This window comes from Lentzea sp. NPDC092896, from assembly GCF_044754905.1.
Lineage (GTDB): Bacteria > Actinomycetota > Actinomycetes > Mycobacteriales > Pseudonocardiaceae > Lentzea.
Genome location: NZ_JBIVPX010000007.1, coordinates 54,379 through 72,213 on the forward strand (window position 1 = coordinate 54,379; position 17,835 = coordinate 72,213).

The 17,835-nt window shown below is 68.4% G+C and carries 19 protein-coding genes; 11 read left to right on the plus strand and 8 right to left on the minus strand.

Annotated features, from left to right (window positions below):
- Positions 1–13: 13 nt before the first annotated feature.
- The gene (locus ACIQF0_RS30600; protein WP_401035041.1) at positions 14–991 is read right to left on the minus strand and encodes an LLM class flavin-dependent oxidoreductase; all 978 of its coding nucleotides are present in this window, start codon (positions 989–991) and stop codon (positions 14–16) included.
- A 29-nt stretch (positions 992–1,020) separates the two neighbouring features.
- Between ACIQF0_RS30600 and ACIQF0_RS30605 the strand changes: the two genes are divergently transcribed.
- The 4 genes from ACIQF0_RS30605 (at position 1,021) to ACIQF0_RS30620 (ending at position 3,695) form a co-directional block, all read left to right on the plus strand.
- The gene (locus ACIQF0_RS30605) at positions 1,021–1,299 is read left to right on the plus strand and encodes a GNAT family N-acetyltransferase (protein WP_401035044.1); all 279 of its coding nucleotides are present in this window, start codon (positions 1,021–1,023) and stop codon (positions 1,297–1,299) included.
- Between the two features lie 21 nt (positions 1,300–1,320).
- Entirely contained in the window at positions 1,321–2,325 is a 1,005-nt protein-coding gene (locus ACIQF0_RS30610; protein WP_401035045.1) for an MBL fold metallo-hydrolase, read from the plus strand.
- On the plus strand, positions 2,322–3,047 hold the full coding sequence (locus ACIQF0_RS30615; RefSeq protein WP_401035047.1) for a lysophospholipid acyltransferase family protein: 726 nt from the start codon (positions 2,322–2,324) through the stop codon (positions 3,045–3,047). Before ACIQF0_RS30610 ends, ACIQF0_RS30615 begins: the two co-directional genes overlap by 4 nt.
- Positions 3,048–3,254: 207 nt before the next feature.
- Positions 3,255–3,695: a ClpX C4-type zinc finger protein gene (locus ACIQF0_RS30620; protein ID WP_360034971.1), complete on the plus strand. Its 441-nt coding sequence runs from the start codon at positions 3,255–3,257 to the stop codon at positions 3,693–3,695.
- On the opposite strand, the gene ACIQF0_RS30625 is transcribed toward ACIQF0_RS30620, so the two are convergent.
- From ACIQF0_RS30625 to ACIQF0_RS30635, 3 genes are read right to left on the minus strand one after another with little or no spacing between them, the layout of a single operon-like run.
- Positions 3,670–4,110 (minus strand): response regulator, encoded by a 441-nt coding sequence (locus tag ACIQF0_RS30625; protein ID WP_093604213.1) that lies wholly within the window; start codon positions 4,108–4,110, stop codon positions 3,670–3,672. The genes ACIQF0_RS30620 and ACIQF0_RS30625 overlap by 26 nt on opposite strands.
- Positions 4,103–5,623: a CHASE3 domain-containing protein gene (locus ACIQF0_RS30630; protein ID WP_401035049.1), complete on the minus strand. Its 1,521-nt coding sequence runs from the start codon at positions 5,621–5,623 to the stop codon at positions 4,103–4,105. Before ACIQF0_RS30630 ends, ACIQF0_RS30625 begins: the two co-directional genes overlap by 8 nt.
- On the minus strand, positions 5,620–6,765 hold the full coding sequence (locus ACIQF0_RS30635; RefSeq protein WP_401035051.1) for a PP2C family protein-serine/threonine phosphatase: 1,146 nt from the start codon (positions 6,763–6,765) through the stop codon (positions 5,620–5,622). Before ACIQF0_RS30635 ends, ACIQF0_RS30630 begins: the two co-directional genes overlap by 4 nt.
- Before the next feature lie 65 nt (positions 6,766–6,830).
- Here ACIQF0_RS30635 and ACIQF0_RS30640 point away from each other — a divergent pair, with 65 nt between their 5' ends.
- Entirely contained in the window at positions 6,831–7,316 is a 486-nt protein-coding gene (locus ACIQF0_RS30640) for a GNAT family N-acetyltransferase (RefSeq protein ID WP_401035911.1), read from the plus strand.
- Here the strand turns inward: ACIQF0_RS30640 and ACIQF0_RS30645 are convergent.
- The 4 genes from ACIQF0_RS30645 to ACIQF0_RS30660 form a co-directional block, all read right to left on the minus strand.
- Complete coding sequence (locus tag ACIQF0_RS30645) at positions 7,251–7,721, minus strand: YkvA family protein (protein WP_401035053.1); 471 nt, start codon at positions 7,719–7,721, stop codon at positions 7,251–7,253. The genes ACIQF0_RS30640 and ACIQF0_RS30645 overlap by 66 nt on opposite strands.
- 91 nt (positions 7,722–7,812) lie before the next feature.
- The gene (locus ACIQF0_RS30650) at positions 7,813–8,223 is read right to left on the minus strand and encodes a hypothetical protein (RefSeq protein ID WP_401035056.1); all 411 of its coding nucleotides are present in this window, start codon (positions 8,221–8,223) and stop codon (positions 7,813–7,815) included.
- A gap of 84 nt (positions 8,224–8,307) precedes the next feature.
- A complete protein-coding gene (locus tag ACIQF0_RS30655) occupies positions 8,308–9,048 on the minus strand; it encodes a zf-HC2 domain-containing protein (protein ID WP_360034953.1) in 741 nt (246 codons plus the stop codon).
- The gene (locus tag ACIQF0_RS30660; RefSeq protein ID WP_045315736.1) at positions 9,045–9,614 is read right to left on the minus strand and encodes a sigma-70 family RNA polymerase sigma factor; all 570 of its coding nucleotides are present in this window, start codon (positions 9,612–9,614) and stop codon (positions 9,045–9,047) included. The genes ACIQF0_RS30655 and ACIQF0_RS30660 overlap by 4 nt, the downstream gene beginning before the upstream one ends.
- A 113-nt stretch (positions 9,615–9,727) precedes the next feature.
- Between ACIQF0_RS30660 and ACIQF0_RS30665 the strand changes: the two genes are divergently transcribed.
- From ACIQF0_RS30665 to ACIQF0_RS30690, 6 genes are all read left to right on the plus strand, one after another.
- The gene (locus tag ACIQF0_RS30665; RefSeq protein ID WP_401035060.1) at positions 9,728–10,330 is read left to right on the plus strand and encodes a hypothetical protein; all 603 of its coding nucleotides are present in this window, start codon (positions 9,728–9,730) and stop codon (positions 10,328–10,330) included.
- Positions 10,331–10,370: 40 nt separating this feature from the next.
- Positions 10,371–11,105 carry a DUF4142 domain-containing protein gene (locus ACIQF0_RS30670; protein ID WP_360034947.1) on the plus strand — a complete coding sequence of 245 codons (735 nt, stop codon included), beginning with the start codon at positions 10,371–10,373 and terminating at the stop codon, positions 11,103–11,105.
- A 160-nt stretch (positions 11,106–11,265) separates the two neighbouring features.
- Positions 11,266–12,093 (plus strand): 4Fe-4S domain-containing protein, encoded by an 828-nt coding sequence (locus tag ACIQF0_RS30675; RefSeq protein WP_360034944.1) that lies wholly within the window; start codon positions 11,266–11,268, stop codon positions 12,091–12,093.
- Positions 12,090–13,472, plus strand: a complete 1,383-nt coding sequence (locus ACIQF0_RS30680; protein WP_401035063.1) for an NAD(P)/FAD-dependent oxidoreductase — start codon at positions 12,090–12,092, stop codon at positions 13,470–13,472. Before ACIQF0_RS30675 ends, ACIQF0_RS30680 begins: the two co-directional genes overlap by 4 nt.
- A gap of 321 nt (positions 13,473–13,793) precedes the next feature.
- Positions 13,794–15,920 (plus strand): fibronectin type III domain-containing protein, encoded by a 2,127-nt coding sequence (locus ACIQF0_RS30685; protein WP_401035066.1) that lies wholly within the window; start codon positions 13,794–13,796, stop codon positions 15,918–15,920.
- A 316-nt stretch (positions 15,921–16,236) separates the two neighbouring features.
- Entirely contained in the window at positions 16,237–17,805 is a 1,569-nt protein-coding gene (locus ACIQF0_RS30690; protein WP_401035068.1) for a S1 family peptidase, read from the plus strand.
- Positions 17,806–17,835 lie beyond the last annotated feature (30 nt).

Consider the following 17,835-nt stretch of genomic DNA (forward strand, 5'->3'; position numbering starts at 1 on the left):
GGCACCGCTCGCGTTAAACAAGTTTCGGAAGCACTTCGGCGCCGAACAGCCGGATCGTCTCGATGACCGACTCGTGCGGCATGCCGCCGATGTCCACCATCACCAGGTGCGTGTCGATGGACAGGTGCTCCGCCAACGCGTTCAGCCGCGCCGCCACCTCGTCCGGCGTGCCGCAGACCGCCGCGCCGTCCATGATCGCGTCGACGTCGATGTCGCCGTCCCCGCGCCACGGATCCGCGAACCGCGCGTACTCGGCCAGGTGCGGGCGCCACCGTTCCCGCGCGTCCTCCCGCGACACGAACACGTGACTGGGCACGCCGACGCGTCCGGCGGGGAAGTGCTCCCGGTACCGCTGCACGACCTCGAGGTAGATCGACGGATCCCGCAACGTCGACGGCAGCATCAACGGCATCTCCAGCGAGGCGCCCAGATCCGCCGACACCGCCGACCCCGACCCGATCCACACCGTCGGCCGCGGCGTCTGCACCGGCCGGGGCGTCGTCGTCACGTCGCTCAGCTGCCCCCGGAACCGCCCGTCCCAGCTCACCGACGGCTCCTCCAGCAGCTTGAGCAGCAACCGCAGGTGCTCCTCGAACCGCGCCCGCAGCTCACCCGGCTGTACGCCGAACGCCGCGTCCGTCTCCTTGTCGACCCCGCGCGCCACGATCAGCTCGGCGCGGCCGTCCGACAGCACGTCGAGCGTCGCCAGCGACTCGGCGACCAGCACCGGGTCGCGGTGGGCCAGCAGCGTCACGCCGGTCGAGAGCCGCAACGTCGACGTGCGCGCCGCCACCGCCGCCAGCAGCAGCTCTGGTGCGGACACGATGTAGCGGGTGAAGTGGTGCTCGCCGATCGCGACGCCCGCGAAGCCGGCCTCCTCGGCCACCACCGCCTGCTCGACCATGGCCCGCAGCCGCTCGGCCTGGGACACCTCCTCACCCGTGCACGGGTTGGGCAGGTGGTCACCCAGGATGAGCAGGTAGACGTCCATGCGGGCCATTTTCCATCGTCCGGGGCAAGATGGTTGATGTGGTCACCAACAACGAGGCCGAGAGCCGCTACGAGGTCCATGTCGACGGCGCGCTGGCCGGGTTCCTGGAGTACCGGATCATCGGCGAGGTCATCGCCCTCGTGCACACCGAGGTCGACGAGGCGTACGCCGGTCAGGGCCTCGGCGCCCAGCTCGCGAAGTACGCGCTCGACGACGCGCTCGCCCGTGATGTCAAGATTTCCCCGTTGTGCCCGTTCGTGGCGAAGTACATCGACAAGCATCCGGAATACCGGGTTACTATCCGGTAGGAATAGTTGCTGTCGCTAACAATGAGGTGGGCGAGCGTGTGGAGTGAGCCGGGCGCGTTCGAGGTCGCACCAGGTGTGCACCGGATTCCGCTGCCGCTGCCGAACGACGGGCTGCGCGCGGTCAACGTCTACGCGATCGAGGACGGCGACGGACTCGTCCTGGTCGACTCCGGCTGGGCGCTGGACGAGGCGCGCGACCAGCTCGAAGCCGCCCTGGGCACGCTGAACAAGGGCTTCGAGGACATTAAGAGGTTCCTCATCACGCACGTGCACCGCGACCACTTCACGATGGCCGTGTCGCTGCGCCGGACGTTCGGCAACAAGATCGCCCTGGGCCTCGGCGAGCAGCCCTCGCTGCTGCACATGCTGCACGGCCAGGACGACCAGCACGTCGGCGACCTGCGCAAATGGGGTGCCGCGGAGCTGGCCGAGACGTGGATCAAGATCATGCACCACGTCGACCGCGGCGAGGCCCTGCGCGACTACGAGGAGCCGGACGAGTGGCTCGTCCGCAGCACGGTCGGCCTCGAACACCGCGAACTCGAAGTCATCCCGACGCCCGGCCACACCCGCGGCCACGTCGTGTTCGTCGACCACACCGCGAAGGTGCTGTTCTCCGGCGACCACGTGCTGCCGCACATCACGCCGTCGATCGGCTTCGAACCGCTCCGGCCCGAACTGCCGCTCGGCGACTACATGACGTCGCTGCGGCTCACCCGCGAACTGCCGGACCTCAAGCTGCTGCCCGCGCACGGCGAGGTCACCGACAGCTCCCACGCCCGCGTCGACGAGCTGTTGCAGTTCCACGAGCAGCGGCTGGAGGAGATCGGGAAGGCCGTGGCGGGCAGCGCGTTCGAGACCGCCCGCAAGATCGGCTGGACCCGCCGGCAGCGCCGGTTCGACGATCTCGACATGTTCAACCAGGTGCTGGCGATCGGTGAGACGGCCGCGCACCTCGACGTTCTCGTCGAACGTGGCGAATTGACCCGAACTCTGAACGCCGGCGTGCTCGAATACCAGGTGTGACACCGCTTGAGCTGGCCGCCTGGACCTGGAAGATGCCCCGCAGGGGCAGGGGATTCTGGTTCTCGCTGGCGATCGACGTGCTGTGGCCCGTTGTCGTGCTGTTCGTGCGCCTCAAAGTGCGCGGGAAGCAGCACGTGCCGGGCAACGGCGGCGTGATCCTCGCCTTCAACCACCTGTCCAATGCGGACACCGTGGCGGCCGTGGTGTTCGCGCTGATGTCGAACCGGGTGCCGCGCGTGCTCGCGAAGGCCTCTCTGTGGCGCATGCCGGTCGTCGGCTGGGTCATGCGGTCCGGAGGTCACATTCCGGTCGAACGGGGCACCGTGAAGGCCTCAGAGGCGCTGAGGCCCGCCGTGGAGGCGTTGCGCGACGGGGAATGCGTGATGGTGTTCCCCGAAGGCACCTTCACCGACGATCCCGGGAACTGGCCGATGAAGGGCAAGTCCGGTGTCGCGCGGATGGCGCTCGCATCGCGCGTCCCGGTGATCCCCGTCGCCGAGTGGGGGACGCAGGACCTGTTGCCGAAGGGCACGATCCTGCCGAGGTTGTTGCCGCGCAAGAAGATCGAGGTCGTCGCGGGCGCGCCGGTCGACCTGTCGGACCTGTACGACCTCGAGCCCACCGCCGAGGTGCTGGCCGAGGCCACGCGACGGGTCATGGCGGCCATCACGACGATGCTGTCAGGCATACGTTCGGCTGAGGCGGGTAGCCACAGTGCATGACCACGCGAGAGGAATTCGAGTTACGCAGGCAGCGTCGTCCCGGTGGGACGGGGATCTGGGCGCCGGTAGTGCCTGAACCGCGCGAACCCCAGCAGTGGGTCGTGCAGGCCGGCGAAGAACCCGTGATCGTGCGCAGCGTCGACTGAGTGTCTACGTCACCTAGACGGCGTCTAGTCGAAGTAGACGCGTCTAGCTAACGTAGACAGCATGACTCTGGATGAAGAACTGCTGGCAGTGGCGCGGAAGGCGGGTACCGCCTCCGCGGCCGCCCAGTCCCAGGCCGACATCGCCAAGGCCATCTACCACCACAGCGTGCTGGTGCTGCACCGCGCCGGCGGCTCGATGCGCGAGATCGCGGAAGCGCTGGCGATGAGCCACCAGCGCGTGCACCAGATCGTCGAGCAGTCCAGGCGCACCGAGCGCTGCTGGTTCTGCGGGCGCGTCGGCGACGACGTCGACAAGTTGATGGCGGGACCGGTCGCGCTGATCTGCAACGTGTGCGTCAGCGCGGCTCAGGTCGCCGAGGTCGGCCACTGCTCGTTCTGCAGCGAGACCAAACCGGTCCACGAGGGAGCCGAGGCGCAGATCTGCCGATCCTGCCTGGACTTCAGCGCCGCCGTGATCAGCGGGGCAGCTTCACCACGGTGACGAAGAAGTCGTCGATCTGGCGGACGACCTCGATGAACCGGTCGAAGTCCACCGGCTTGGTGACGTAGGCGTTGGCGTAGAGGCTGTAGCTGCGCAGGATGTCCTCCTCGGCCTCCGAGGTCGTCAGCACGACGACGGGGATCGAGCGCAGCTCGGCGTCGTTCTTGACCTCGCTGAGCACCTCGCGGCCGTCCTTGCGGGGCAGGTTGAGGTCCAGCAGGATCAGGCCCGGCCGCGGCGCGTTCTCGTACTGGCCCTCGCGCCGCAGGAACTCGAGCGCCTCCACACCGTCCTTCACGATGTGCAGCGAGTTGCGGATCTTGTGGTGCTCGAACGCCTCCTGCGTCATCAGGGCGTCGCCGGGATCGTCCTCGACGAGCAGGACGTCGATCACGTTCAGTGGTGACTCAGACATGTACTTCCTCAACCTTGGCGGCAAGTTCCGCGACAACGGGCAGGGTGAACTCGAAGCTGGTGCCGGAGTCCACATCGGTCTTCAACCGGATCGTGCCACCGTGGAACTCGACGATCTTGCGGCACATCGCCAGTCCGATGCCCGTGCCCGGATAGGCGTCCTTCGGGTGCAGGCGCTGGAAGATGACGAAGATCCGGTCAGCGTACTCCGGCTCGATCCCGATGCCGTTGTCCCGCACCGTGAACTTCCACAGCTCGCCGTCGCGTTCGACGTCGAGTGAGATCACCGGCGCTTCGGCGCCCTTGAACTTCAACGCATTGCTTATCAGGTTCTGGAACACCGCGCTGAGCAGAGACGCCTCACCTCGCACGGAGGGGAGCTCCGCGATCTCGAGGCGGGCGCCGGTCTCCTCGATCCGCTCGGAGAAGCTGCTCACGACGTGGCCGACGAGTTCGTTGAGGTCGATCACCGTCTGCTCGCGGGACATCCGGCCGACGCGGGAGAACGCCAGCAGGTCGTTGATCAGCACCTGCATGCGCTTCGCGCCGTCGACCGCGAACTCGATGTACTGGTCGGCGCGCTCGTCGAGCTGGCCGCCGTAGCGGCGTTGCAGCAGCTGGCAGAACGACGCCACCTTGCGCAGCGGCTCCTGGAGGTCGTGCGAGGCGACGTAGGCGAACTGCTCCAGCTCCGAGTTCGACCGCTGCAGCTCGGACTTCGCCTCCGCGAGCGTCTCGAGCTCCTGCACGATCCGGCGGCGCATCTGGTTCACGTCCTCGCCGAGCATGACCGTCTCGCGTGGACCGTCCGCGTCGATCTCGTGCTCGAAGTCGCCGGAGGCCACCTGCCGGGTGTGGTCGGCGAGGTTCGCGAGCGGCGCGATCAGCAGCCGGTGCAGCAGCAGCGACAACCCGCCGATCACCGCGACCAGCAGCACGCCCATGCCGATCACCAGCCACAGCACCACCTTCGCCGCGCCGTCGAGGTCCGCGCGGGCCTGCCGGGAGAGCGCGCCGATGTCGCTCTGCAGCGCGGCGGTCTCGGCGCGGAGCTGGTCGAACACCACCTTGCCGCGTTCGATGTCGCCGGCGACTCCGGCGGCGGGGCCGGACTGCTTGATCGCGGCGACCGTCGGGTCCGCGTACTCGGAGCGCCACTGCCGCGCGAGGTCCTCGATGCGGCTGACCCGGCCGTTGACGTCGCCGACGAGGTCGCGCACGTTCCTGGCGGCCTCCGCCTGGGCCGCCTGGCCGTCCAGGTACGGCTTGAGGAAGTCGTCCTGCCCGGTGAGGGCGAAACCGCGTACGCCGGTCTCCTGGTCGATCAGCGAGCGGTTCAGGGTCTGGGAGCGGCGTGCGGCGGGCTCGATCTTGTCGACCGACCGGGCCCTCGTGTCGCCGAGCGCGTCCAGCGCGACCACCGTCGACGAGATGGCGACCGCGGTCATGGCGAGCAGCACCGCCGAGATCACGACCAGCAGGCGGCTCGCAGGCATCCTCTGCGGGAGATTCACTTACCGTCCTTCAGCAGCAGAATGGCCACGTCGTCATCGAGCGCGCCTCCGTTGAGCTCCGTCACCTCCGCGATGACGGAGTCCATCCAGTTCGGGCCGTTCCGCAGGTGCGCTTCCAGGATCTCGCACAGGCGTTCCACCCCGAGCCGGTCGATGTCGTCTGGTACCCGGCCTTCGATCAATCCATCCGTGTAGCAGGCAAGTGACCAGCCGGACGGCAGCGGCACGTCCACACCGGTCCACGCGTAGTCGGGCAGCACGCCGAGCGGCACGCCGATCTTCGACTGCGGCAGGTCCACGATCCGGTCGCCCACCATCAGCAACGGCTCGGGGTGCCCGGCGAGGAAGTAGCGCGCGGACCGGCGGTCCGGCGCGACGGTGACCATGCAGGCCGTGGTGAAGATGCCGTCACCGTGCCGTTCCGCGACCAGCACCTGGTCCAGCGTCTGCAGCACCTTCTCGGGCGGTGCGCCGGAGAGGACCAGCGCGCGCCACGCGATCCGCAGGCAGACGCCCAGCGCGGCCTCGTCCGGGCCGTGGCCGCAGACGTCGCCGATGATCGCGTACACGGTGCCGTCCGGCATGCCGACCGCGTCGTAGAAGTCGCCGCCGAGCAGCATCCGCTGGCCGCCGGGCTGGTAGCGGACCTCCAGGTCGACGTCGGAGTTCTGCAGCAGCGGGGGAGGGAGCAGACCGCGTTCGAGCCGGGCCCGTTCGGCGGCCAGCAGCTTCGCCTCCCGCAACTGGCGCTGGGCGTCCTCGGAACGGCGGCGTTCGACCGCGTACCGGACCCCGCGCAGCAGCAGTTCGCCGTCGACCTGGCCCTTGACGAGGTAGTCCTCCGCGCCGGCCGCGACCGCGGTGATGCCCTCGCGTTCGTCGTCGCGCCCGGTCAGCACCAGGATCGCGGGCGCGTCCGGCTTGCTCAGCAACCTGTGCAGCGCGTTCAGACCGGTCGCGTCGGGCAGGCCCAGGTCGAGCAGCACGCACTCGGCGTCGGCGAGCAGTCGTTCGGACTCCGCCAGCGTGCGGGCGCGCGCCAGCACGAACGGAGCGCTCACCTCTTCGAGCAACGCCTCGACGAGGAGGGCGTCGCCATCGTCGTCCTCTACCAGGAGGACGCGCACTGTCTTCGTTCGCATCGGGTCGGACTTTAACGTTATTGGGCTGCGGGGTCCGCGTCCGACCTACCAGGATGACGGGCGTGTTGATCCGTCTCGCCCAACCAGCCGAACTGCCGTACCTCCAGCAGATCGAAAACGCCTCCGGAGAACCGTTCCGCGACATCGGGATACCCGAGATCGCCGACGACGACCCGATGTCCCTGGAGGACCTCACCGAGCACGAGGTCTGGGTCGCCATCGGCGCGGAAGGCGTGCCCGTGGCGTTCATCGCGGTCGGCGACGTCGACGGCGCCACCCACGTCCACCAGGTCAGCGTGCATCCGGCGCACGCACGCCAGGGGATCGGTGCCGCGCTGATCGAGCACGTCACCAGCTCCGGGCGCGCTGTGACCTTGACGACGTTCCGCGACGTGCCGTGGAACGCGCCGTACTACGAGCGCCTCGGTTTCCAGGCCGTCGCGGACACTTCGCCCGGACTGGCCGGGATCATGCGCGAGGAGGCCTCACGGGGCCTCGATCCCGCGACTCGTGTCGCGATGATCCTTCTCCCAGCGCAGGTACGAGCCTGAGGCCACCGAAAGACTGCTGAGCAGCCACACGAGGACACCCGCGTCGTCGGTCACGCCGATCACCGGAAGGAACTCCGGCAGGACGTCGATCGGCGACACGAGGTAGACCAGCCCCACCGCCCACAGCAGCACCTGGCTGCGCGGCAGCTCCGGGTACTTCCCGCTGCGCCAGGTCTTCCACAGCCGGGGCAACGCCTTCGCCCGCTGGATCGGGTTCCCGACCGGGCCGGGAACCCCCTGCGCGCGCTTGCGGCGGTTGCGCAGCACGCCCAGCACCGCGAACACCAGTCCGAGCGGGATCAGCACCCAGCCGACCACCGCCGGGCTCAGGCCGCCCAGCGGGGCGTCGCGGAACAAGAGGATCAGCAGGCCGGAGAGCGAGATGAACGATCCGAAGACGACCATCGGGCTGGCTCCTAGTGGTGTGGCTTGAACGGTGCCGGGGGACAGGCGTCCCGCTGGACGTGAGTTCCCGTCCGCGCTTCGAGCCACACCCCTAGCTCGGTTCCTGGAAGAGCATCGTCGGAATGGCCTTGTGCGGCTGCTTGAGCTGCTGTGGTTCCGGCTCGCGCAGGTCGATCACCGCTTCGGGTTCCTCGACCGGCTCTTCCTTGACCACCGGCTTGCGGGCGGCCTTCACCGGCGCCACGTAGGGCTGGTCCAGAGCGGCACGCGCCTTGGAGATCCAGACCTTCTGCATGGCCTCGTCCTTGCCGCCGGCCGCGGTCGCCGCGAGTCCGGACAGGACACCGCGAATGCGGGGCACGAGCGCCTGATGACGCCGGATCGCATTCCACACAGGGTGATCATCCGGTAGCCGGGCGGCGACGAGCTTCGTGATCTGCGCACGCAGTTCCTCTGTGGACAGATCGAGCCAGCGTTCGACCGCTGACGGGCCAATTGCCACGTAGATAGCCTCCCCGGAAAACGACAACTGCCCCCACAGGATCTCACGGATCCCGCGGGGGCAGCGCTCTGGTGTCGCGAAACGTCAGGAAGCCACGACTTCGAGCAGGGTCTTGCCGTTCTCGTCGACGATCCGGAACGTCGCGATCTCGTGCCAGCGCATGGCCACGTTCGCCTGCAGCCGGATGGTCTTCTTGTCGCCCGCCACCGGTTCCGGGGCGTACCAGGACGTCACCTGGGCGACGCGACCCGCGCGTCCGACCGCGACGAGGGAACCCCTGCTAGGGCCGACCATGCCGCTGACCTCGATGTCCATCGAGGTTCCCCACGGCTCGTCGGAGGCGGTGATCTTCGTGAAGACACCGCTGTTCGGATCCTGCTGCTGGACCTTCATCGAGGAGTCCGTGGAGTTGTTCGCCACCGGAGTCTGCGACGTGGTCGTGGTGTTGTTGGGGGCCGCCTGGTTCGAGCCCTCGTCCCCGCCGCGCACGACAAGAGTCGTCACCACGGCGGTCACCGCCACGATGCCGGCGGCGGCGGCCGCGACACCCTGGGCGACGAACCACCGTCGGCGCTTCCTGCGCGCCGAGACGGCGTCGAGCATGACCCGGACCGACTTGCCGTCGGGGCGTTCCGGAGCTGTCCCGCGCAGCATCCCGCCCGCGTCGGCCTCGTCGATGAGGTCGGGCACCACCGCGAAGTCGCGCAGGTCAAGAGCACACCGCCGACACTCGGTCAGGTGGTTCTCGAACGCCTCCACCTCATCGGCATCGAGGATGCCGAGCACGTAGGCGGCGACGTCGAGGTGATCTGGTGCCGTTGTCACCGCGTCTCTCCCCGATCGTGCAACGCACGCCGCAACGCACGGAGCGCGTAGTACACCCTCGACTTGACCGTTCCCGGCGGCACACCCAGTGCAGCCGCGGCCTCACCGACAGTGCGGTCCCGCAGATATGTCTCGAGAATAGCCTCCCTGTGTTCCTCGGAGAGACCGTTCATCGCCTCGGCCACGACGATCGCCGCGAGGGTGCGATCCTCTTCGCTGCCGGAAGGCGACTCGTCCGAAGGGGTCAGTTCGAACTCCTGCGGACGGACGCTTCTCTTACGCCTGTCGTCAATGACCAACCGCCTTGCCACCGTGAACAACCACGACCGCAAGAGCACGGGGTCACGCTCGAGTTTTTCGGCGTTGCGCCATGCCCTGACCAGGGTTTCCTGCACGATGTCCTCGGCCCATTGACGATCATGGCCCGTCAGCCTCATGCAGTGTCCCAGCAGGGCGCTCCCGAATTCCTCGTACAGCCGACGGATCAACTCTTCCTCGAGAGACCCCGGTCTTGGTGATTGTTCGTCTAACTCGCGTTGACGTCTATGCCGCGCCACGGGGGACATCCTTGCCCTATCAACCGTCTCAAGTCGAGAGGCAAATATTCCTCACGAAGTTCGTGAACCGTCACCGGATCGTGTCCGTACTCCTCGGTACCCCGCCGAGAAAGGACCTGCCGATGCGACGTGGACCAGCCATCACCGCCCTGGCGGCACTGGCTATCTCCCTCACCGCGTGCGGCAGCGCCCAGACCCCTCCCGGAGGGGCGGCCGCACCGGGTGGCCTGCAGGCCAAACCCGCTGATCTGAGCGGCGCGAACATGTACTTCATCGCGAACACCGAGCAGATGGGGTGGTTCGTCACCGACGCCGACGGGCTCCCGCTCTACCGCTACGACAAGGACGTGCCGAAGCCGTCCAAGTCCAACTGCGAGGGCGAGTGCGCCAAGGCGTGGAAACCGGTCCTGGCGGACAAGACACCGATGGCGACCGGGGTCGACCCGATCTCCATGGGCGTCCTGACCAGGCCGGACGGCACCAAGCAGCTCACGATCCAGGGCTGGCCGCAGTACACCTTCGCCGAGGACAAGGCGGCCGGTGACATGAAGGGCCAGGGAAAGGGCGGAGTGTGGTTCGTCACCGCCCCCAACGGCGCCAAGATCACCGGCGGAAAAGCGCAGAACAACACCCAGAACAAGAGCAGCGGCACGCCGAGCACGTCCCCCAGCTCCGGAGGCCAGACACCGCAGTCCGCGCCACCGCCCGCAGCGCCCGGCTACTGAGCCTGCTGCTCGAACCCCGCACACCCCTACCGACTTCCCATTGGACAACGAGGACATCAAGACGATGACCAGAGCCCTCGCCACCGTCTTGGCGATGTTGTTCCTCTTCACCGGCCTGTCCGCCACGGCTGCAGCGCAGCCCGCGGACACCGGGGGAGTGATGGACACCCCGACGGGACCGTTGACCGCGAACGACCGCGATCTGCTGAACAAGGTGCGCCAGGCAGGCCTGTGGGAGATGCCCATGGGTGAGCTCACGGCGACCAAGGCGTCGAACGCGCGGGTCAAGCAGATCGGCAAGATGATCATGCTCGACCACATGATGCTCGACACGCTGACGAAGAAGACGGCCGCCCAGTTCGGGCTCACCACCCCGGACGTGCCGAACCCGTCGCAGCAGTCGTGGATGGAAGAGCTCAACGGGCTCGAAGGAGACGCGTTCGACCAGGCCTTCGTGGCCCGGTTGCGCGCCGCGCACGGTCAGGTCTTCAACTTCATCGCGAAGGTCCGCACGCAGACCCGCAACGACGTGATCCGCGGGTTCGCGCAGGCAGGCATCGACGTGGTGATGAAGCACATGACGTTGCTGGAGAGCACCGGTCTCGCGGCCGACTCGTCGTTCGCGGAACCCCAGCCCGCCGGCGGCATCATCAACGCGACCCTGGCCTCGAACGAGGGGCCGAACATGTGGGTGATCCTCACGGTCACCGCCGCGGGAGCCGTTCTGACGGTGCTCCTGCTCCGAGTACTCCGCCCGCGACGACCGGTGCGGTGATTCTGCAAGACCCCGTTGCACGACGGGAAACGGAGGTGGTGTCCCAAGGTCAGAGGCACTCCAACGCGGACCTGTTCCCACCCGCCCGGCCCTGAAGTGTCCACTCCTGCACCGCAGGTCCGGGCGGGTTCCCGCGAGAGTTCTATCGGAGGAAGTGTTGTTGTCCAGCCAGATTCCGCTCCTGGTGGCCCAGTCGTCCGAGTTCGACTCGGGCGTCAAGAAGATGGCTCAGCTGTCTGCCAGGCTGGCTTACGTCATGATGTGCGCCACCTTGTCCTGGGGCGTGCTGATCGCGACCGGATGGGCCGAGAAGCTCACCGGCCGTGAGGGACTGAAGAACGGTCACATGGTGCTGGCCTCGCTCGCGATCGCATTCGGATGCGTTCACGCCTTCGCCTTCACCCTGATCCAGACCGGCACGTTCAGCTTCATCAAGCTCGTCCTGCCGTTCGTCGACGGCGGCCTGTTCCGGCACGCGCTGGGCATCCTCGGCCTGGAGGTCATGCTCGCGATCGCCGTACTCGCCTCGATGCGGCACAAAGTCTTCTACCGCAAGTGGCTGCGGTTCCACCAAACGGCCTACATCGCCGTGACTATCACCGTGGTGCACTCCTGGTTCGGCGCCATCGCGAACGGCAACCTGTCCGTTCTCTGGCTGGCCGGCCTCACCGTCCTCGTCCCGACCGCGACCCTGGCCCTGGCCCGGTTCCTCCCGCCCGAGGTGCTCATGCGCATCGGGATGCTCGACTCCGAGCGCGGCAAGGAACCCGGCGTCGGCGAGGGCGACGCGATGGACGTGAGCGTCAACAACGAGAAATGCCACCGCTACGGCACCTGCCAGGCGGAGGCACCGGACGTCTTCCAGTTGATCGAGGACAACCGCCTGACCTACAACCGCCGGCCGCCAGAGGAGCACTTCGCTCAGGCCAGGGCGGCACAACGTGCGTGCCCGATGCGCGCGATCGAGATCAGGGAGCGAGTGAAGTGAGCGAACGGATCGTGGTCGTCGGCGGCGGACTCGGAGGAGTTCGTTCCGCGGAACGGCTGCGGGAGATGGGTTTCGACGGGCAGATCACGATCCTGTCCGCCGAGCGGCACCTTCCGTACCACCGCCCTTGCCTGTCGAAGCAGATGATCACTGGAGAATGGACCCCGGACGACTCGTTGCTGTCGTTCTCCGGTGACCTCGATGCCGAATGGATGTTGAACTCCCCGGCCCTGCACCTGGACCCGAAGGCGCAGTCCGTCTGGGTGCCCGGCGGCCAGGAGATCAAGTACGACGGCATGATCATCGCCACCGGCGTCGACGCCAGGGCGATGGGCGGGGCTCCTCGCCACGACCCGCGGGTGCACGTGCTGCGGACGCTGGACGACGCGATCGCGATCCGCAAGAACATCCGTCAGTCGCAGGGTCTCGTCGCCGTCATCGGCGGCGGGTTCATCGGCTGCGAGCTCGCCTGTTCGATTCGTCACATGGGTCGCGACGTGGCCCTGATCGTGCGTTCGCCCGCGTTGCTGGGCGGCATCGTCGGCGACGACATCGGCAAGAAGATCACCGAGGCGCACGTCGAGCACGGCGTCCGCCTCGCCACCGGTGTCGGCATCAAGCACTGGGTGCGTCAGCCCGGCGGCATCGGCATTCACCTGAGCGACGGCCAGGTCTTCTTCGCCTCCTGCGTCGTGCTGGCCGTCGGCGCCTCCCCGGCCGTCGACTGGCTGCGCGGCTCCGGCCTCGACATCTCCGACGGCGTGCTGTGCGACTCGACGAACCACGTGGTCGGCGCCGAGAACCTGGTCGCCTGCGGTGACGTGGCCCGCTGGCCCAACATGCGCTTCAACGGTGCCGTGCGCCGCGTCGAGCACTGGCTCAACGCCGTCGAGGGAGGCAGAGCCGCGGCCGAGAACCTGTTGGTGGGCCGCAGCCACGCGAAGACCTACACGCCGGTGCCGCGGTTCTGGACCGAGCAGTACGGCATGCGCGTGCAGGGCGCCGGCCTGCCCGTCCTGGGCACCGACACCACCGACGTGAACGGACTCACCGGCTTCATCGCCAACGGCAAGCTCGTCGGCATCGTGGGTCTGGAATCGCCGGGCAAGATCATCACCGAGACTCCGGAACTGTTCCGGCAGAACGCGGTCGAGACGAACACTCCTGTGTGGACGCAGCCGGAGGAAGAGCCCGCTGCCGCCGCCGTCGAGGAGGCCCTCCCGACCGCCATGATCCCGGTTCCCGAACCGGTCGCCGCCCACGCATCATCCGTTCCCCCGTCCGTCTCGTCGTCGATGTCCCCGCCATTGCAGCGGCGGCGGCATTCGCGTTCGAGGCCGGAGATGGTGCGCACGGGCGGAGGACGTGCGAGGCCTTAACCAGGTACAGGAGGACTTCAGGCAGTCGGTACAGGGCAAGCGGGAACGGCGAACTCCGACGTCGCCCGCGTGGCCAGGTGGCGGACCGATGACGTCACGCGGCGATGCGCTCGTTCCCGCACCGGCTGCCTGAACCTCCTTCTCGTGCGTCACCAACGGTGTGGCGGCTCGGCGGGCTCCCGAGTCGCCACACCGGCCTATTTCCGGGGAAGGTGAATCCCGGAAAATCGCCGAACTGAACTGTTAAACGCGGTCGTGGCTGTCCGCGGGCCGGTTTCCGGACTTATTTTTCCGGAACCCCTGCCTGAAGGAGTTCCAGCCATGCAAATGCGCAGAATCATCGCCGCCGCGTGCGGGCCGGTCCTCGCGATCGGTGTGTTCGCGGCAATTCAAAGCGGATCGGCGGAAGCCGTCCAGCCCGACACCCCCGCGGCACCGCCCGCCGCCGTGAACGGCGTGGCGACGGCGCTGGGCATCTCGCCCCAGCAGGCACGTACCCAGCTCACCGCCCAGGACGACGCGCACAAGCGGTTCAAGAGCCTGCCGCCGTCCCTGCTCGGTCAGCTCGCCGGCCACTGGTTCGACGCCGAGGCCGGCGCGCTGACCGTGGCGGTCACCACCGACGAGGCCGTGGCCCAGGCGAACGCCAGTGGCGTCAGGGCGACCAAGGTCCAGCGGAGCCAGGCCGACCTCGACCGCCAGCTCGACGAGGTCCGGAAGCTGATCGGCACCGGCGTGCCCGGCGTGTACAGCTGGGGCGTCGACGTGAAGAACAACCAGGTCGGCGTCACGGTCAACACGACGAAGAAGACCCAGGCCACCGAGAAGTTCCTGCGGGAGGTCAAGAAGCTCGGAGCGGGCGTCGTCGAGACGAACTCCCAGCAGCGCCAGCAGGCCGGGACGGTACAGACCGGCAGCCCGTGGTGGCCGGGGTCGGAGTCGAACTGCTCGGTCGGGTTCGGTGCGACGGATGCCAACGGCGGCAAGCACTTCCTGACCGCCGGGCACTGCACGAACGACGCGAACCAGGCCGCGTACGGGCAGTCCGGGCAGCAGAACCGGCTCGGTACCTCGAACGTCGGCGGCAGCCGCAGCGTGAACGCCCGCGAGGGTGACATGGGCGTGGTCGCGGTGACCGAGTCGGGCTGGAACCTGTCCGCCGCGGTCAACACGTGGGGCGAGCCCGCGATCACCGTGACCGGCTCCGCCGAGGCCATGGTCGGCGACCGCGTCTGCCACTCGGGCAACACCTCCAAGTGGAAGTGCGGCGAGGTCAAGTACACGCACAAGTCCGTCGACTACGGCGGCGGACTGGTCATCGAGGACCTCACCTGGACCACCGCCTGCTCGCTCGGCGGTGACTCAGGTGGTGGCTGGTTGCTCGGCGACAAGGCGGTCGGCCTGCACGACGGTGGCCCGTCGCAGTGCGTGCAGAACCCGACCAACGACGACGACCTGTCGATCTTCCAGCCGGTCAACGAGGCACTGCGCAAGTGGAACCTCACGCTGGTCACCGGCGGTCCTGGTGACACCACCGCGCCGACCGCTCCAGGGGCCCCTCGCGCCGTGAGCACCACCTCCTCCAGCGTCTCACTGGCCTGGGACGCCTCCACGGACAACGTCGGCGTGACGGGCTACGAGGTCTACAACGGCAGTGCGCTCGCCACGACGGTCACGGGCACCACGGCGACCGTCACCGGACTCAAGCCGGACAACGACTACACCTTCACGATCAAGGCCAAGGACGCCGCGGGCAACGCCTCCGCCGCCAGCACGGCCGTCAACGCGCGCACCCAGCCGGGCACGGCGGACGACGAACCGCCCACGACGCCCGGTAACCCCAGGTCAACGGGCGTCACCGCGTCCAGCGTGACGCTGGCCTGGGACGCGTCCGTCGACAACGTGGGCGTCGCGAGTTACGAGGTCTACAACGGCAGTGCGCTCGCCACGACCGTCACGAGCACCACGGCGACCGTGACGGGCCTGACCGCGGACACGGCGTACTCGTTCACCGTCCAGGCGAGGGACGCGGCGGGCAACAAGTCGAAGCCCAGCCCGGCCGTGTCCGCCCGCACGTCGCCCGGTGACACGGGCGGCCGGACGTTCACGAACGACACGGACTACCAGATCCGCGACTTCCAGACGGTGGTCAGCCCGCTGCGGTCGACCGCCACCGGCTCCGCCAGGAACCCGGTCACGGTGAAGGTCGGCGCGACGCACACCTGCCTGGAAGACCTGAACGTCACGCTGGTGGCGCCGAGCGGCCGCTGGTACCCGCTGCTGCGGACGCCGGGTGGCAACTACTCGTGCACCCCGTTCGTCAGCGGCAGGACGTTCACCGTGGTCCCGGCGGCAGGGGAGGCCGCGGGCGGCACGTGGACGCTGCGGATCGGGGACAACGGCCCCGGCGACGTCGGCGTGCTGAGCAGCTGGTCGGTCACCGTCTAGCGACGTGGCCCGGCCCGTTGGCGGGCGTATTCACGCTCAGCAGGGCGCCTCGCGGCACCGCCCCCACGCCCCCATACATCCAGTATGAGGACGTCGGGGCGGCACCACGACGCACCCGTCTGACCGCGAATTCACCCGGCAACGTTCCGGGCCACGCCGCTAGCGGCCAGCGGCAGGAGCGGGTCCCGCATCCCCGGCGGGACCCGCTTCACCGAATGACGCGAAGAATCGCACAACTGAAAAGTGAACGGCGCACTGAAGAGTTAGGCATTGTGCCGGAATGTCCGGTGAAGCGAATCTGTCCGCTGTGAAAACAATGCGATTAATCGTCGGTGTCGCGGCACTGGTCGCCACCCTGATCCCTGGATCCGCGCACGCGGTAAAAGGCGGCGAACACACCACGCACGCCGAGCACCCGTGGCAGGTGGTGATCACCAGGCCGGGCAGCGCGCATCCGCAGAAGGTCTCGTGCGGCGGCGCCCTGGTTCGGCCGAACAAGGTCGTCACCGCCGCGCACTGCATGGACCCGACCTACGGCGAGGTCAAGGACAAGACCGTCATCTGGGGCCGCACCGACCTCACGGGCACCGACGGGGTGGTCGCGAAGATCACGTCGTTCTGGAAGCACCCCGACTACCAGTGGGGCTCGCTCGCCGGTGACGACGTGGCGGTGCTGACGCTGGACCGCAACGTGGGCACGCCCGCGTCGTTGCTGCAGCTCGCCACCGACCCCGCGCTCAACGCCGTCGGCACGCAGGCGTTGCTCACCACGCACGGCAAGACCGGCCCCGGCACCACCACCGCCGACTACGACCCGGTCATGAAGAAGGCCACCCTCCCGGTGATCGACCCGGACGCCACCGGCGGCTGCAAGAACATCGGCTGGACGTTCACGCCGGACAAGCACCTCTGCTTCGGGCCGGTGAAGAACGACACCACCGGCGTGTGCTCCGGCGACAGCGGAAGCCCGCTCGTGGTCCAGCAGAACGGTGTGTGGCGGCAGGTCGGGCTGATCGAGTCCGGCGACGCGCAGTGCGCGGGACCGCAGGTGGGCGCGAAGATCACCCACTACGAGCCGTTGATCCGCCAGCAGCTGGGAGATCAACCCGGCGACGACTTCTCGATCGGGGTCGAACCCAGGTCCGTGACCGTCCAGCCGGGGCAGTCGGCGTCGGTCAAGGTCGGCACCACCGCGACCGGTGCCGCGCAGACGATCGCGCTCAGCGCGTCCGGTGTGCCTTCCGGTGTCACCGCGACGTTCGCGCCGGCCTCGGTGAAGGCGGGGGAGAGCGCCACGCTCACGCTGGCGGCCTCGTCCTCGGCGACGTCCGGCACGGCGACGGTCACGGTGACCGGAACCGGTACCAGCGCGACGAAAACGGCCGCGGTCGAACTGACGGTGGGCGGGAGCGCCGGCGTTGTGAACGGCGGCTTCGAGTCGGGATCGCTGACCGGCTGGACCGGCGGCGGCACCGCCACCGTCGTGAACTCGGGCGCCCGCACCGGCACGAACGCCGTGCGCCTCGGGGCGGCGACCGCCACCAACGGCGAGTCCACCGTCCGGCAGACCTTCACCGCGCCGGCCGCGGGCACGCTCTCGGTCTGGTACTCGCAGTCCTGCCCGGACAGCGTGCGCTACGCCTGGGCGAAGGTCGTGCTGACCGACAACTCGTCCGGCGCCACCACGACTCCGCTGGCCAAGACCTGCACGAGCGGTCAGGGCTGGCAGCAGGTCACCGCACCGCTCAAGGCGGGCGTCAGCTACACGCTCACCCTCGTCAACCGCGACGACAACCACCCGGACGACCCGGTGTCGGCGCTGTTCGACGACGTCACCTTCGCGACGGCCGCCGCCCTGGTCACGGGCCAGCGCGCCGACGCCTGAACCACCGCTCTCCCTGCATAAGGAGCTCCA

Excerpts from the sequence above, each read along its gene's own strand:
- ACIQF0_RS30605 (WP_401035044.1), top strand. The coding sequence starts at position 1,021 with ATGGTTGATGTGGTCACCAACAACGAGGCCGAGAGCCGCTACGAGGTC.
- ACIQF0_RS30610 (WP_401035045.1), top strand. The coding sequence starts at position 1,321 with ATGAGGTGGGCGAGCGTGTGGAGTGAGCCGGGCGCGTTCGAGGTCGCA.
- ACIQF0_RS30690 (WP_401035068.1), top strand. The coding sequence starts at position 16,237 with ATGCGATTAATCGTCGGTGTCGCGGCACTGGTCGCCACCCTGATCCCT.
- ACIQF0_RS30685 (WP_401035066.1), top strand. The coding sequence starts at position 13,794 with ATGCAAATGCGCAGAATCATCGCCGCCGCGTGCGGGCCGGTCCTCGCG.
- ACIQF0_RS30600 (WP_401035041.1), bottom strand. The coding sequence starts at position 991 with ATGGACGTCTACCTGCTCATCCTGGGTGACCACCTGCCCAACCCGTGC.
- ACIQF0_RS30665 (WP_401035060.1), top strand. The coding sequence starts at position 9,728 with ATGCGACGTGGACCAGCCATCACCGCCCTGGCGGCACTGGCTATCTCC.
- ACIQF0_RS30645 (WP_401035053.1), bottom strand. The coding sequence starts at position 7,721 with ATGGTCGTCTTCGGATCGTTCATCTCGCTCTCCGGCCTGCTGATCCTC.
- ACIQF0_RS30625 (WP_093604213.1), bottom strand. The coding sequence starts at position 4,110 with ATGTCTGAGTCACCACTGAACGTGATCGACGTCCTGCTCGTCGAGGAC.
- ACIQF0_RS30620 (WP_360034971.1), top strand. The coding sequence starts at position 3,255 with ATGACTCTGGATGAAGAACTGCTGGCAGTGGCGCGGAAGGCGGGTACC.
- ACIQF0_RS30660 (WP_045315736.1), bottom strand. The coding sequence starts at position 9,614 with ATGTCCCCCGTGGCGCGGCATAGACGTCAACGCGAGTTAGACGAACAA.
- ACIQF0_RS30635 (WP_401035051.1), bottom strand. The coding sequence starts at position 6,765 with ATGCGAACGAAGACAGTGCGCGTCCTCCTGGTAGAGGACGACGATGGC.